Below are 14,773 nucleotides of genomic sequence, written 5' to 3'. Positions count from 1 at the left end.
ACATATTATACATTTATATACTGTTAACTTATTAACACTATACAAATGTATAAATTACATAACTCATATAATAAGCTTTTTTTAATAAATAAAGAAGACTGTTGTTTAATCAACAGTCTTCTTTGAACTTATTAAATTCTCATCAATCAATTCCATGTGCTTTCTCATAACCGTTGCAGCTTCTCCTGGATTATGTTCTTTTAAAGCATTATATATTGCTTCATGCTGAGTATTAATAGTATTTTTATTTTTATCTTTCCTTAATATTTCTTTTCTTGCATCCTTTATGAATGCATCTATTAATGTAGATAAAGTATTAAGTATGTTAAATATTACAAAATTACCAGATGCATGTGCTATTGTATAGTGAAATTTTTTATCTATTTTAACTTTAATTTCCTCATCATTTGAGTTTTCCATTTTATTAACTAAATCTTTTAATACTTCTAATTCGCTTTCACTTATTCGTTTTGCTGCTAATGCTGCAGTCTCTATTTCCATGACCTTTCTAAGTTCAAATATTTCTTTTGGTTTGCTTTCATTTAACATGAACATAATAGAAAGTGGTTCAACTAATCCATTTTCAAAACTTTCTCTAATAAAGTTTCCCTCACCTTGTCTTGATTCTATAAGTCCTATTATATCAAGAGCTCTTAAAGCTTCTCTTATAGATGCTCTACTAACTCCTAACTGCTGAACTAAATCTCTTTCAGATGGCAATTTATCTCCACGTTTAAGTGTACCATCTGAAATCATTCCTTTTATTTGTTCAATTACTTGTTCGTACACCTTAGTATTCTTTATAGGTATAAACATTTTTTCAGTTCTCCCCCCACTATACTACTGATATTATTTTAATTATATAGTTTATTCATGTTTTTTACAACGTTATACTCATAAGTAGTACATTTTAAATTTATGCTAAATAAAAGCTGTTAAAATACCATAATAATATTTTATATCCCCACAACACAGAAATCATTGCACCAATAGCTATATACGGACCAAAAGGTATATAATCCTTAGAAGATTTTTTCTTTGTAAGTATAAGCACGATTCCTACCACAGCACCTAAAATTACAGACAAAAACATTGCTAATATTGTAAGCTTCCACCCTAAATACAAACCAATAAGAGCACAAATTTCTGCGTCTCCCCAACCCATACCATGCGTAGTCAATATTATAACTGAAATGAATCCTCCTCCAATCAATGCTCCTAATATATAACTATTAATATTATACGTATAATAATAAGAATAAACACATAAAAATATTACACCAATTAAAATTCCGCTCATAGTTACTTTAAAATACACATCCGTTGTATCAAAATCTATAATTCCAATAACTATTAAAAAACAACCTAAAATTGTAAACTTTAAGAGTTCAATAGAAAAACCATAGTTACTATATATTAATAGAAATACTATTCCTGTAAACAATTCTATAATTGGATATCTTATTGATATTTTCATTCCACAATGTCTGCACTTACCTTTTAAAACCATATAACTTATAACAGGTATTAAGTCATATGGTTTTATCATCTGACCGCAATTTGTACAATGAGACGGTGGATAAGATATTGATTCTTCTCTTGGAATTCTATATATACAAACATTCAGAAAACTTCCAATTAATAAACCTAGTAAAACAATAACTATATAATCCATTTTTCTTTACCTCACTTTACTATCAATCATTATAACTTAAACATAGCAAAAGGACAACCATAGTTATCCTTTTGCTTAGAATTTATAAACTCACCTAAGATTTTGCTTACTAATCTAATTTAGGCAATTCTTTAATTATCATTGTTAATTTTGCTGCCTTAATACCATCAACTTTTACTTCACTAGTTATTTTAGTACCCTTTTTTTCATTACCTGCAAATGTATATTCAATAATATAAGTTTTTCCATTTTCAAATCCACACTCTAAAATTTTATCACTTATTTCATTTAATTTACATGCTGCAGTAAATACTGGTATCTTTTTAAGCACACCATTATTAATCTCATATATACTTAATTTAGTGTTTTTGTCTGGATTAGGAGTACCCACATCGATTCCAAATTTAGATTTATTATTATTAACTTTAACCTTAACTCCAATATGCTGTACCATTGTTTTTATAATATTAATATTCCCTTGTGCTCCTTCTCCTCCAACAATGTACCCTTCAGCTGAATTATTTTTTACAAATATGCCCTGCTTAACAACATTATTTTTTTCTGTATTTATTTGAAATTTTCTTCGTGATATATTGCCCTCACTATTTCTAACTTGTATTTCCAACATATTTGAACCTTTAGCTAATGTTACATATTTTTGTATGTGTCTACCAGAAACCGGATTTGTTTTTGGATGAATTGTTTCTATTATATATTCAGTTCTATTTGCCTTAAATTCATCTATCCAAATATCTGGTTGTGATTCTATTTCAATATTATTTTGATCTTTAACAAACTCTTTAGTAATTAATTTAATTATTGGTATTGTTATTGTTACAGTTCTACCTTTTTTGTCCCTTCCAACAACTTTAATATTATTTCCTGTCAAAAAGCTTTCATCTATTTTATGAGTAAAGCTTTTAGTTCCATCTACAGCAGTTACATTTGAATCATAAATATTTTCTTCAATATCTGCAGTATTTTTAATTTTGAGTTCCGTTAAATGAATTATACTACCATTAACCCCAGGTTCTGTAACATCAACATTTAAATCATATTTACTTAAATTGCTTGAATTTGATACTAAACTAGCTTGAATTAATAAATTAGTTACCTCTTCAACATTAATATCTTTAAATTCTAAAGAAGACATAGTAAATACTTTTTTACCTTGTTCATCATCATAATCATTATAAGTTACAAATGAACTGTTATTTTCACCTAAAATATATGATCCTGCACTAATACATTTAAATTGCACTTCAAAACTTATAGAGTTAGCTACAAGTTTATCCTTAGCTTCATTCAATGTATAAATAATATTTGGTATTGTTCCTGTTACCTTACCATTATTAAATGTAAATTTATTATCATCAGTTATCCTCAAACCATTTGATACAGTTTCTTGAAATTGAGTATTGTTAATAACAAAATCCTCTAAAAGCTTATTGCCATTTACATCTATAGCATTTTCGCCTTGAGATTGTATTAACGCAATTTGGTCATTATCAAAGTAATCATCAAGATATAATTCTAATGGAGTTATTGTATATTTTGATTTAAATGTTTCTCCACGTTTAAAATTATCATCATCAGCTAATATATTTTTTGTTGACTGCAATTGAGCTTTAAATGGATTGACTACTAAATCCATATTAGTAAAAGGACTAATAACTTTATTGTCTTTAAAATCTGTATATTCTAAATAAGATACATTATTTAACCCTAATTTGTAAGTTCCTTTTTGTTTTACTCTTAACTTAACTTTTATCTCAAAAGGCTGTGCTTTATAGCTTCCATCACTTTGTTTACTATAGTTAATATTAGCTAATGTTCCTGTTATAACCCCTTTATTAATTAAATTATTTTGTAATCCTTCAACTCCTAAAACCTCAAATTTATCAGCTTCTGGGAATGTTTCTTTAAATTTAACATTAGCAACTTCTAAAACATTATCAACTGATTTATTACCAAAAACTTCAATTATATCTTCTGGAGTAATAGTTTGAGGAGTTATTGTATATACTAATTCAAAATTTCTATCCTCTATTACTGAAGTTTTATTATTGAAAATTTTTCGTGTTACTACAATATTTGTTACTAATTTTTTAGTGTTTTTTTCAATTTTCTTTATGACTTTTTTAGATGTATTTCCTGCTTCATCCGTTGCTTCTACAGTTATTGTTAGTTCTCCATCTTCAAACCCACTTACATTTAATCCACTTACACTATATTCTCCATTATCATCTGCTGTAACAGTTCTTTCTATTATCTTATTTCCATCAGTAATAGTTATTTTGACTTTAGCTTTGACTTCCGTTTCACCACTTACTATCACATTATTTTGTTCTTCGCTATTTACTTTATTATCTTCCATTATTGTATCTGATATTGTTATTATAGGTGGTGTCTTATCAAATTTAACATAACTATTATTCGTTGAACTTGTAACTCTTTCTGCTTTATTACCCTCAATATCTTCAAAGTCTAATGTAAATTCTACAATTCCTTCTTTATCACCACTCTGCATTGTATAAGTTGCAATCCAATCACTTCCATTTCCAATCACATTAGCAACTTTTCCTGCTATAATTACTATTGGTTTTTTTATATCTTCATCCGTTTTTATTGTTAATGTTATTTTATCTCCTACTTTTGCTAATGTATGTTCATTTGCATTATTTGAATTTATTGTTACTATTGTTGCTGAAGGTGGTTGATTATCAGTAACTTCTTCATTGAATTTCAAAGTAGAAATATTGTTAAATTGATTTTTCACAGTAATCTCAATTTCATTATTACCTTCTTTTAAATTAATCAATTGTGTATATTCACCTATATTGGTTAATTTATTCTCAGCAACTATATTTCCATTAACTTTTATACATGTAATTGTAGAGTTTTCTTCTGTTTCAAAATCTAATATTCCTTTTATATCTTCATCATTTTGAGCGCTATCTTGAACTCTTATTGGCTTTAAAATAATTAAAGGAACTGTTTCTTCTGACATATTTTTAAATTTATCTTCTGCTTTAATAATCATATATTTTCTGCTTAAGTCAGATTTATTAATATCTATTGGAAAAGTCTTAGGATATTGGTCAGCATTTTCTTCTGTTTTATCCGATAACCAAATACTATACTTATCAGCATTAAAAATTTCTATTTTCGCAGGCTCATCTATTGTTAAAGTTAATTTATATTTTTCTCCATTTGTTTCATGCTCTATCAAACTTGCTGTTATCTCTGGTGATTTATTTTCAGATACTGATATATCTATTCCTGGGAAATCTTTATGCCCATCAGTTCCATCAATATCTTTATAATCTATATATGATGTACTATCATCATTTCCAGTTCTTCCTAATTTATACTCTCCTACTTCTGAAGCATTTAAAGTAACTGTAAATTTAAACGGCTCAGCCTCAAATTGGTTTGTTTCCTTATTTAATGTATATGAAATACTTCCTATATCTCCTGTTACAGTTTGACCATTAACTTCTAAACCATCGGATACACCTACTATATTTATTCCTTGAGGCAATATTTCTTTAAAATTTATACCATGAATAGGTAAATCACTTTGTATCTGAGCAGCTAATTTTTGATATACTTCATCTAAAACATTTCCATCTACTGCTTCTTTATAGTATCCATCAGCACTATTTGCAATATTTTTAAGTTCACTTTTGTCTGCATCATTACTAAATGCAATCATGAAAGATTCAATTTTTTTCCCACCGTTTAATATAAGGTCTTTTGCTACTTTATTAGCGTATAGTTTATCATCAGGGGTAGTACTAGATCCACCACCAAAATAATCATACTCATTAGGGAAATTTCCATTTTCAAAATATTGTTGACCCTCCTTTTCTACTTCTTTCCATTCCCAGTGCCAATTTGTATGCCAAAAATTCCAAACCTTATATCGCTCCTGTACTATTTCTGTGGTACTACTATGGAAAGTAGGCTCTCCATCTGTCATTAATATTACATATTTACGTGAATTCTGACTTGAATTAGAAAATTTATAATATGCTTTTCTTAATCCATCTCCAATATTAGTTCCACCATCAGCACTCAAACTTTCAATTTTATCTGTTAAACTTTCATATTGAGTAGAATCTGATAAATCTGCAAAATTTTCATTATTAAAAGTATTATCTCTCGCATAATCTGAATAAGGAACTAATGCAACTTTCACTCTATTATTTTTGTCTGTTTTAAGTTTCTCAAGGAAATTTTTAGCAACTTCCTTCATTACATCTATTTTTTTCTTAGTTCCTTCAACGCCCACTTTGCTCCCAGCTTTTGACAAACCCACAACCTTACAATTATATTGCGTTGAATCTTTAATTGTTGCTATATATAAATTATACGATTTATTTTGCTTGAAATAATTTCCGTCAATATCTTTAAATCCCCAATTAGAATTTGCTTTTTTACGAAGTGGAAAATCAAAACTTTTTTCATACCAATCCCAATATGCATTATAATTTGTATGAAGCTGTCTCAAATCATTATACCCCAAGTTTTTTAACCAATTTTCTACTTCATCTATTTTTTTTTCAGAATAAAACACTAAATACGTTTGATTATTTTCTTCCCCAGCAGATGGTTCATCAAAATCTATTTGAAAGAAATAATTTCCACGTGTTTTCTGAAGACTTGCTTGTATATTCCTAGGCGCATACTTTTCTTCAAATATAGATTGTCCATTATTTTCTATGTTATATTTTATATTCTCTTTCATACTCCCGGATGTATCCATAACTAAAACAATTTCCTTATCCTTTAAATAGGATTCAGGCAATATACCTTCTGCTGATATTGGTTGCGGCTGAATTTTATAATTAACTTTAAAATCAGTGTTTAATAAAATTTGATTTTTTTCTACTTGTTTTGCAAGATTTATAGGTGCTTTAGGTGATATTTTAAAAGGTCCATAAATCCCTTTGTTACTTCCACTTTTAATTCCAATATAATACATACCCGTTTCTTTTGGAATTTCTGCCCTATAATCAATAATAAAAGTACTTTCTGGAACTGTACCTGGAGTATCTGTTCTTGATGGATAGAACCAATTTTGCGGAACTTTGGTTTTGTTATTCTCATTTACTATTGAATCTTTATTATAAAAAAACTCAAATTTTGCACCGCCACCCCAGTTAAAATATTCTAAATATATTGGGTAGTGCTTTCCTGCTGTTAATTTTACAGGTGTATTTTTAGTACTAAAAAATGCTCCATGTGGATAAAAATATCCATCATTAGGATATCTATTGTCTATTGTTGAAGTTCTACTTACTATCTCTTTCTGCTCTCCATCATCGTCAATTATATATCCATAACTTCCATCATCTGAAGAAATTCCAAAATAATAAGTTCCTGTTTGGTTTGGCTTAATATATCCCCAAAATTTTGAAGCTTCCTTATATCTTGGATAAGGTCCCCCATTAGCGCCAATATTCATACCAGTCAAAAATACTGATTTTGTTACTTCTCCCCTAGGAATATATTCTTCCACATTTGTTGAAGTTTTTGTACTTTGAAATTGAATCTGGTTATGAGGATTTTTATAAACATTTGTTCTGCTAGACCATTTTCCATTATTGTTACTCAAAGTACTCATATGACTGACATCATAACTTCTCCAAGTTAAATACCCTGGCTTATTTTCTATAACATCATTACTTATAAATTCTTCATAATCTACTTGTTTCCAATCTGTTAAACTATTGAAATCAGTTTCATTAGGCTGTACTGCTTGTTTAAAAAATTTATACTTAACATTCTTTAAATCTGTTGAAGTTCCTTCTGCTTTAAAAGTCACATAAGAATCACCATTTAATTTTATGTCATTTTCATTTGTTAATATTTTATTGCTTCCTGTATATTCTGGCTTATCACCTTTTATATCAGTAACTTTCATTTTAATATTTGGTGTTCCATTTATACCTGATAATGCATAAGCAGACACAGCCGCCATCTGACTTAATAAAAATATAAAGACAAGAGCAAAACTAAATATCCTTTTTTTTCTCATACCTTCTCCCCCCTAAAATTTTATTCTTTATTCCTAAAATACACCTCACCTTTTACCTTTTTTGATACTTTATTGTTTTTGCCAGTTTCTAAATAAACTATTATAGAAATTCCTTTAGCCTCATCAATTTTAGCAGCTTTATATTCAATTTTAATATGTTTAACATTTTTCGCTTTAGCTTGTTTTGTACTAGACCCTTTTTTACAGTAAAGCTGATTACTCTCAACACTAAATTTAATTTCACTATTATTAAGAGCTGTAAAAGTTATATCATTTATAAATTCGTCGCCATCACTAGTATATACATTAATTTGTTTTATCCCTTTTGAACTCACAGCCTCATTTACAATAGAATTAATAGCTTTTTCACCTTCTCTTTGTAAATCCAATTCACCACTTATTTCATTCAATGTTCTGTAATTACTGAAGAAAAATGATGAAACAGGTATCATTACCATTCCCATTATACCTAACACTATTAAAAGTTCTAAAAGCGTATATCCTTTATTTTTCATGCAGCACACCTTCATCAATCTTATTTTATCAACTCCCATTTTTTTCTCTTTATATACTTATCTCTCAACACATCTGTTCCTATATCATCTGTAGAAATATTTAAATCGCTTTCAATTTTTATAGAATCATCTAAATTATTTTTAAATACATTTTTAAATTTGCTATAATTATAAGCTATCATTTTTGATACATACATTTCATCATAATTTATTGTCTTTTCTTCACTATCAACAAATTCTAAATTCCCACCACATATTATAGTTCCTTTAAAATTTAATTTCCCACATAAATATATAGTACCTTTCACTACAATAATCCCTTTAAATTCACCATTACTATTTATTTTAATTTGCTCTGCATCATTAGGAATACCACTCTTATCCGTAACATTCTTATTTACAAAAGCATAATCTTTATCACTTCCATCTAAAACAAGAATGTTATCATCGCTTGCAATATCAGAATTTACAGAATCACCATTTGTATTTTTTATTTTTGTTTTTACTATATTGTTAAATTGAACCTTACCGCTAGCATTTGAATTGCCATTTACTTGAACTTTTAATTCATTTGTATTAAAAACATGTTCTTCATTTTGCTCATATCCCATATAATAAATCTTTCTTTTAAGTTCTTCATTTACCTCTCTATGTTTAGATGCATTAATAGGATTACTTCCTTGTATTACATTATTAATAATATCTGAATTGTTTAAGTTTTTAATTATTGCTCCTGCATTATAAATAACATTTCCTTTTATATTTAATCCATCACTAGCTAAATTAAGTTTATTATTTTCATCACTACTATAATCAGTGTCTTCTGCATAAGCTTTGAAATAATCACTTTTATCTAAAACATTTAATTTTGATCCATCTTTAAATCGTTCTACAAGTGATAATGGTTCTATATATTCAAATTGTATATTCTCTTCTTTTAAACTCTTAGACATGCTTCCATTTCTAGGTGTAGTTTTAGGATTCCCATTTATTAACGGCATAGTATACGCTTTATAATTACCTTTAATAGAAACAGATTCACCAGTTTGATATTTATTGCCATTATATAGATTTATATATGAAGAACCTGCTATAACCAATTCGCCACCTATAGTAAGTGAAGATTCCGTTCCTATATCATCAGCATTTATTATTATAGAGCTTGAATGATCTGGTTCTGGATTATCTGAACCATCACTAACTCCAAAATATCCTCCAGATATATTAATTTGAGATTGTTTTGAATTTAATTCTAAATCATCTAAAGTATATAATTTTCCCTTTAATGAATTGCCAGAACCAATTTTGTTTATATTAACAACACTTCCTGCTGAAATATTTTCATCTTCCCCACCATCTATTATTGTATTTCTCGTATAAGCATTACCATTTATATTAACTGTACTATTAGATGAAGCAATATATATATTTTCAGCAGTAATCACATCTCCATTAACAGTAAGTCTTGAAGAATCATTACTTAAATTAATTCCACTATCTTTTATACTTTCATCCATTGGTATTCTTTTTCCATCTTTCAATCCTATATTAGAACCTTTTACAAAAACATCTCCATTTATATTAACTGAGCCTTTTTTTACATTCATATCTCCATCTATAGATATAGAATTAGTCCATACAGAATTCTTTTTTAGATTCATCATGCTGCTTTCAAGATAATAAACTGAATTATATTCTTCTGGTACACTTATTTCATACGTAACTTGTATTTCTTTTTGTATTCCTTCATGAGTAAAAGAAGATTTTATCACTGCATCCAGTTTATCATTTACAAACTTTAAATCTTTGTTTGATGTAATCACTTCAACTATAGGTTTTTCACCATTATCAGAATATTTATATTCACTTTTATTTTCAACTTTATCTCTTATATTACTTTCTATATAACTCATATAAGTAGTTTTAAAAACTTGATCCTGAAACTTCTTTATTTCATCCTCATTTATTGAACCATCTTCATTTATATAATTACTTTCTTCACCATTAAGTACTTTTAATTTTTCTTCTTCTAAATTCAAATTATTCATAGCTGTTTTTACACTATCTTTTGCATTAAACATGGCTTGTTCCATATCTTTACCAATTATAGCGTAAGCTTCATCTATACCTGCTTCAGAAGCATAAAAATTTCTTTTAGTTGTACTATTTATTTTTCTAATTTTATACCCACTTAATGATAAAGAGAGCATACTCATTCCTATAATACTAATTATGCTCGTAAAAATTAATAACATTAAAAGTGAAGACCCTTTTTTCTTTTTTAATTTATTAACCATAATATCATTCCTTATTCATAAAATGATTTATAACTTTTATTTGTAATTAATGTTTTTCCACCTTTTTTTACCGTAACTGTAATCAAATATATTCTTGTATTTGCAGTACTTTTATCAGAATCATCAGAAGATAAAATATTATAATAGCTTTTTATTTGACCTGAACTTTTAATAAGATTTATATTAGGCTTATTGTTTACAGTACTGGATTTGATAAAGTAAAAAATCAAAGTTGAATTTTCTTGATTATTCTCTGCGGTAACTTTTAATTCATCTGAATTATCTATTTCACGATTTATATCTACTCTAATTTTCACTTCTTTTTTATTTAATGAATCTTCAATATTTAATCCGTTACCATCATTAAAACTTATATTACTATCTGTTTTGGTAACTATAATAGGTGGCAAAACATTTATTGTTTCACCTTTTTTTATATCTACATTACTATCATATTTGTAAAACTCAGTAATACTATCATTAACTTTAATTCTATAATCGTAATTAATACTTTTTGTGTTATTACCTGATGAATTTATATCTGTAAATTCATAATCACTAATGTTATTTACTGCACATTCAATTTCAAAACCATCTTCTAAAAAAGTTTGGGTTGTATCTATAGTACTTGCGTCTTCACTCTTCATCTTTTCCATATATTTCTGTGCCAAATTTGCAGATTTTTGTTCATTAGAGGACATTATTGAGATTTTAAGAGAAGTTATAACCATATTGGAAAGAGGCATAATAACCATCCCCAATATTGCAAGAGTTATTAGTAATTCTAGTAAGGTTACACCTTTTTTCCTTTTTATATTAACCAATTTATATAGCCTCCTGTTTTACTGTATATTACTTATTATTAACTCTTATACTTCCTTTTCCTTTTACTATAGTTACTCTCTTTCTCTCTTTGTCATCACCAATTATATCTACATTTACTGTTTTATCTGTATCATTATAAAGCTTAATATTAGCACCTGATAAATCTTCTTTAGCATTTCTTGCTACAGAAAAAACTGAGATATTTATTTCTTCCTCTTTTAAATTAAAAACTGTACCATCTGTACCAAACTCTTTTGGATATGATTGTTTTTGATTTCTATATTTGTAATAATATTTTCCATCTTTCTTCTTAAAATGTATTTCTATATTTTCTATTCCTTCATTATCTGCAAACAAATAACTCTTTAGAGTTGTATCACTATCTTTACCAATCATTACTGTAGGTAAATCTGAACTTATTGGTTTTACATTTATTGAAAAATCATATTTTTTTATAGTTTTAGCACTATTTACTTTTCCCACTGAATTAGCCTTAAATGGATTTATTTTTCCGTAATTTCTACTAAAGTCCCATTTTAAATATTCTTTATCTGCTTCATTAGAAAATTTAGGAACAGCATAAAACTCTAAAATCATATTTCCTGTAATTTCTGATAATATTTCTTCTTCATTTTCTGTTGTTGTAAAACTTAAACTACTAATAATTATTCTTTTATTAAATTTTGTTGTTTCATCAATAAATTTTATAACTTGATCATAATTAGCTTCAAAATTTAATCCTAGTGTCATTTTTTCTACTTCTGAGGATACTTGTTCTGATTTATCCTTATCACTTTTTACTTCTTTTTTATCATTGAACTCTTTATTTTCTTGAATATTTTTATCTTCTTCAACAGCTTTATATTGTGATACTAATTCTTTAAGTTTTGAAGATTTTTTATTATCTGATTGAGCTTTAGGTGATATTTCTTCAAAACTAGATTTTGAAAAACTTATTGAAGAACACTTTACTCCTGTTTTTTTCATCATTTCATCAAGTATAATTATTATTTTTTCCTCATTTATTTCGGGAAAGAGCTCATTTGTACTTTCATAGATTTTTGCATTTGTAATCTTTATATCTTTTTCAAGATTTTTCTGTATTACTATGTTATTATTTAATTTTTGTATTTCATTTTTATTTTTTTCATTTTTATCTTTTAATTCGTTTACTTTGCTAACATTTACACTATATACAAATTTATAATACCCTGCAAAGAGTGCAACTAATAACAATATCATAAGCATTAGTTTTTCACGATTACTCACCTTCACTGCTGCACTCCCCCTTTAATTCAAATGTTATATTAAAAGAATATCCTTGCTGTTTTATTTCATTTTCTTCTTTTTCTAAATTAGAAATACCTCCAACATATACCTCATTAAATTCATCTGTACTTTTTAAATTATGTATCAATTCCGCTATAGCTGTCCTGTTTTGGGATGTTCCCTGTATAGATATATTATTATCTTTAATAATCATACTCTGAAAAGAAATTTCTGTAGGTAATTTATTTGAAATGCTTTTTATTAATAAAGTATTTATGTTATCTTCTTCTATGGTTATCTTATTAGTGTTTTCAACTTGATTAGAATATTTCTTAAGTATATCAAGCTTCTTTTGAGTTTTATTTCTTTTTATAGCAATCTCTTTAAGCTTGGGAGAATTAATAGTTTGTTTTTGAACTTTTATATCATTCTCTAGTCCTCTTATTTCAAATATCTGATATAAATATGTCACTGCCATAATTCCAACTATTAACGAAGCTACTATTCCACCATAAATCAATTTCAATCCTGTATTTTTTCTTTCTTTTAAAAAAGGTTCAAAGAAGTTATAATCTCTCATTTATTCACCTACTTACGTCTTATAACTGCACCAATTGCATTTAAATAATTTTCTATGGTTATATTCGAAGCTTGTTCTTGTAAAACTATATTATCCATACTCTCAATTTTATCAATTGGAGTATTTAATGCAGATTCCATATATTCACACAAACCTTTTAGATTACTGCTACCTCCATGTAAATATATTTTCTTTATTGTTTCATCTTTGTTTAAGTTTCTATAATATTCTAACATTCTATGTATTTCACTTATCCATCTATCAACCACTAATTTTACACTATTGTTAATAATTTCAGCTTCAGGATGCTCAGAATGTTCATCCAAACTTAAATCACACATATTTATCTTCTTGTTTTCCGCTTCTTCTTCCTGAATAAACAACTCACTTGCAATATTAGCATCAAGATAGCTTCCACCACCAGATAAGATTCTTGTAAATTTAAGTTGTCCATTTAAAATAAAGTTTAATTCTAAGTAATCAGCTCCTATGTCTATAATTACAACAGTTTCCTTCGAACTGATATTTTCGTCATTAATCATTGTATTATTTCTATAGAATAATTTAGCAACACTATTTGAACTAATCTGCAAAGCCACTGGATTAAGTTTTAATTCAGTTACCAAATCCCAATATGCCTTTGCTACAATTTTAGGATACACTGCAACTCTCACTCTAGTCATTTTAACTTCATCTTTTTCAAAATCTTCTAATTTTATATATTTGGTTATATAATCTTCAAAGTTTATCGGTAAATACTGTTGAATTTCATAATTTATTAATGAATTGAATTCTTTATCTTTTTTTTGAAAAGGCACTTCAATTACTCTTGTTATTAAAGATGTGCTTTTAGAAGTAACTACTACTCTTTTACTTTTTAAATTTTCTTTTTTTAAAACCTCTTCTATTTTTTGCTTCATAGTAATCATGTTAACTATATTACCATCATCAAAGCAATTCTCTGGTGTTTTTACAGTAAAAGCTTTATCTACAATTATTTTTTCACCATTTTGTTTTGCTTCTATTATTTTTATGTTTTTTGTTCCTATGTCTATGGAAAGTAGTTTTGAATTGAACATATTAAACACCTCGTTTTTTAAGGTAACACAATGTACCTAACAGTACATTGTGTTTAAAAACACTTAGTAATACTTAAAACTCTATAATTTAATTATCTTGCTACTATAACTGTAATTTTCCCTTTTGAATCTTTATAAGCTTTAACTGAAGTAACTCCCGATGGTTTAGCATCAAGCACTGTTTTTAGCTCCTCATCTGTTAACGTATCTGCATGAGCCTCGTCAACAGCTGTACCATCTATAGTTATATCTTCATTTAGTATTCCTACTGTAACTGCATTAATTATCGTTTTGTTATTAGCTTCGTTTGCAACTGTTTGTGCTTTATCTTTTACGTTGGTAAACTTAGGTACAGCAATTGCCGCCAATATACCCAGAATAGCAATAACAATAACAAGTTCAATAAGTGTAAACCCTTTTTTCTTTTTTAATTTTTTAATTTTGTTCATAAAAATTCCTCCTCTAATCTTATTATTTAAAATTTATA

At 27.1% G+C, this 14,773-nt stretch carries 10 protein-coding genes; all 10 read right to left on the bottom strand.

The window, feature by feature from the left end:
• Nucleotides 1-105: 105 nt before the first annotated feature.
• The 10 genes from OW763_RS09580 to OW763_RS16820 all read right to left on the bottom strand — a co-directional run bounded on the left by OW763_RS09580 (nucleotide 106) and on the right by OW763_RS16820 (nucleotide 14,735).
• Nucleotides 106-816, bottom strand: a complete 711-nt coding sequence (locus OW763_RS09580) for a FadR/GntR family transcriptional regulator (RefSeq protein ID WP_268040894.1) — start codon at nucleotides 814-816, stop codon at nucleotides 106-108.
• A 100-nt stretch (nucleotides 817-916) separates the two neighbouring features.
• A complete protein-coding gene (locus OW763_RS09575; RefSeq protein WP_268040893.1) occupies nucleotides 917-1,675 on the bottom strand; it encodes a prepilin peptidase in 759 nt (252 codons plus the stop codon).
• A 109-nt stretch (nucleotides 1,676-1,784) separates the two neighbouring features.
• Complete coding sequence (locus tag OW763_RS09570; RefSeq protein ID WP_268040892.1) at nucleotides 1,785-7,721, bottom strand: VWA domain-containing protein; 5,937 nt, start codon at nucleotides 7,719-7,721, stop codon at nucleotides 1,785-1,787.
• 20 nt (nucleotides 7,722-7,741) lie between these two features.
• Entirely contained in the window at nucleotides 7,742-8,275 is a 534-nt protein-coding gene (locus OW763_RS09565; RefSeq protein WP_268040891.1) for a PilW family protein, read from the bottom strand.
• The gene (locus tag OW763_RS09560) at nucleotides 8,257-10,533 is read right to left on the bottom strand and encodes a hypothetical protein (RefSeq protein WP_268040890.1); all 2,277 of its coding nucleotides are present in this window, start codon (nucleotides 10,531-10,533) and stop codon (nucleotides 8,257-8,259) included. The genes OW763_RS09565 and OW763_RS09560 overlap by 19 nt, the downstream gene beginning before the upstream one ends.
• Before the next feature lie 11 nt (nucleotides 10,534-10,544).
• Nucleotides 10,545-11,357, bottom strand: a complete 813-nt coding sequence (locus tag OW763_RS09555; RefSeq protein WP_268040889.1) for a type II secretion system protein — start codon at nucleotides 11,355-11,357, stop codon at nucleotides 10,545-10,547.
• A 28-nt stretch (nucleotides 11,358-11,385) separates the two neighbouring features.
• A complete protein-coding gene (locus tag OW763_RS09550; protein WP_268040888.1) occupies nucleotides 11,386-12,633 on the bottom strand; it encodes a hypothetical protein in 1,248 nt (415 codons plus the stop codon).
• Nucleotides 12,620-13,207 carry a PilN domain-containing protein gene (locus tag OW763_RS09545; protein WP_268040887.1) on the bottom strand — a complete coding sequence of 196 codons (588 nt, stop codon included), beginning with the start codon at nucleotides 13,205-13,207 and terminating at the stop codon, nucleotides 12,620-12,622. Before OW763_RS09545 ends, OW763_RS09550 begins: the two co-directional genes overlap by 14 nt.
• 8 nt (nucleotides 13,208-13,215) lie before the next feature.
• On the bottom strand, nucleotides 13,216-14,286 hold the full coding sequence (gene pilM / locus OW763_RS09540; protein ID WP_268040886.1) for a type IV pilus assembly protein PilM: 1,071 nt from the start codon (nucleotides 14,284-14,286) through the stop codon (nucleotides 13,216-13,218).
• A gap of 92 nt (nucleotides 14,287-14,378) precedes the next feature.
• On the bottom strand, nucleotides 14,379-14,735 hold the full coding sequence (locus OW763_RS16820) for a type II secretion system protein (RefSeq protein ID WP_272507400.1): 357 nt from the start codon (nucleotides 14,733-14,735) through the stop codon (nucleotides 14,379-14,381).
• Nucleotides 14,736-14,773 lie beyond the last annotated feature (38 nt).

Source organism: Clostridium aestuarii, from assembly GCF_026735135.1.
GTDB classification, from domain to species: domain Bacteria; phylum Bacillota; class Clostridia; order Clostridiales; family Clostridiaceae; genus Clostridium_H; species Clostridium_H aestuarii.
The sequence above is the reverse complement of the archived record's forward strand: the minus strand, read 5'-3'. Positions and strand labels throughout refer to the sequence as shown.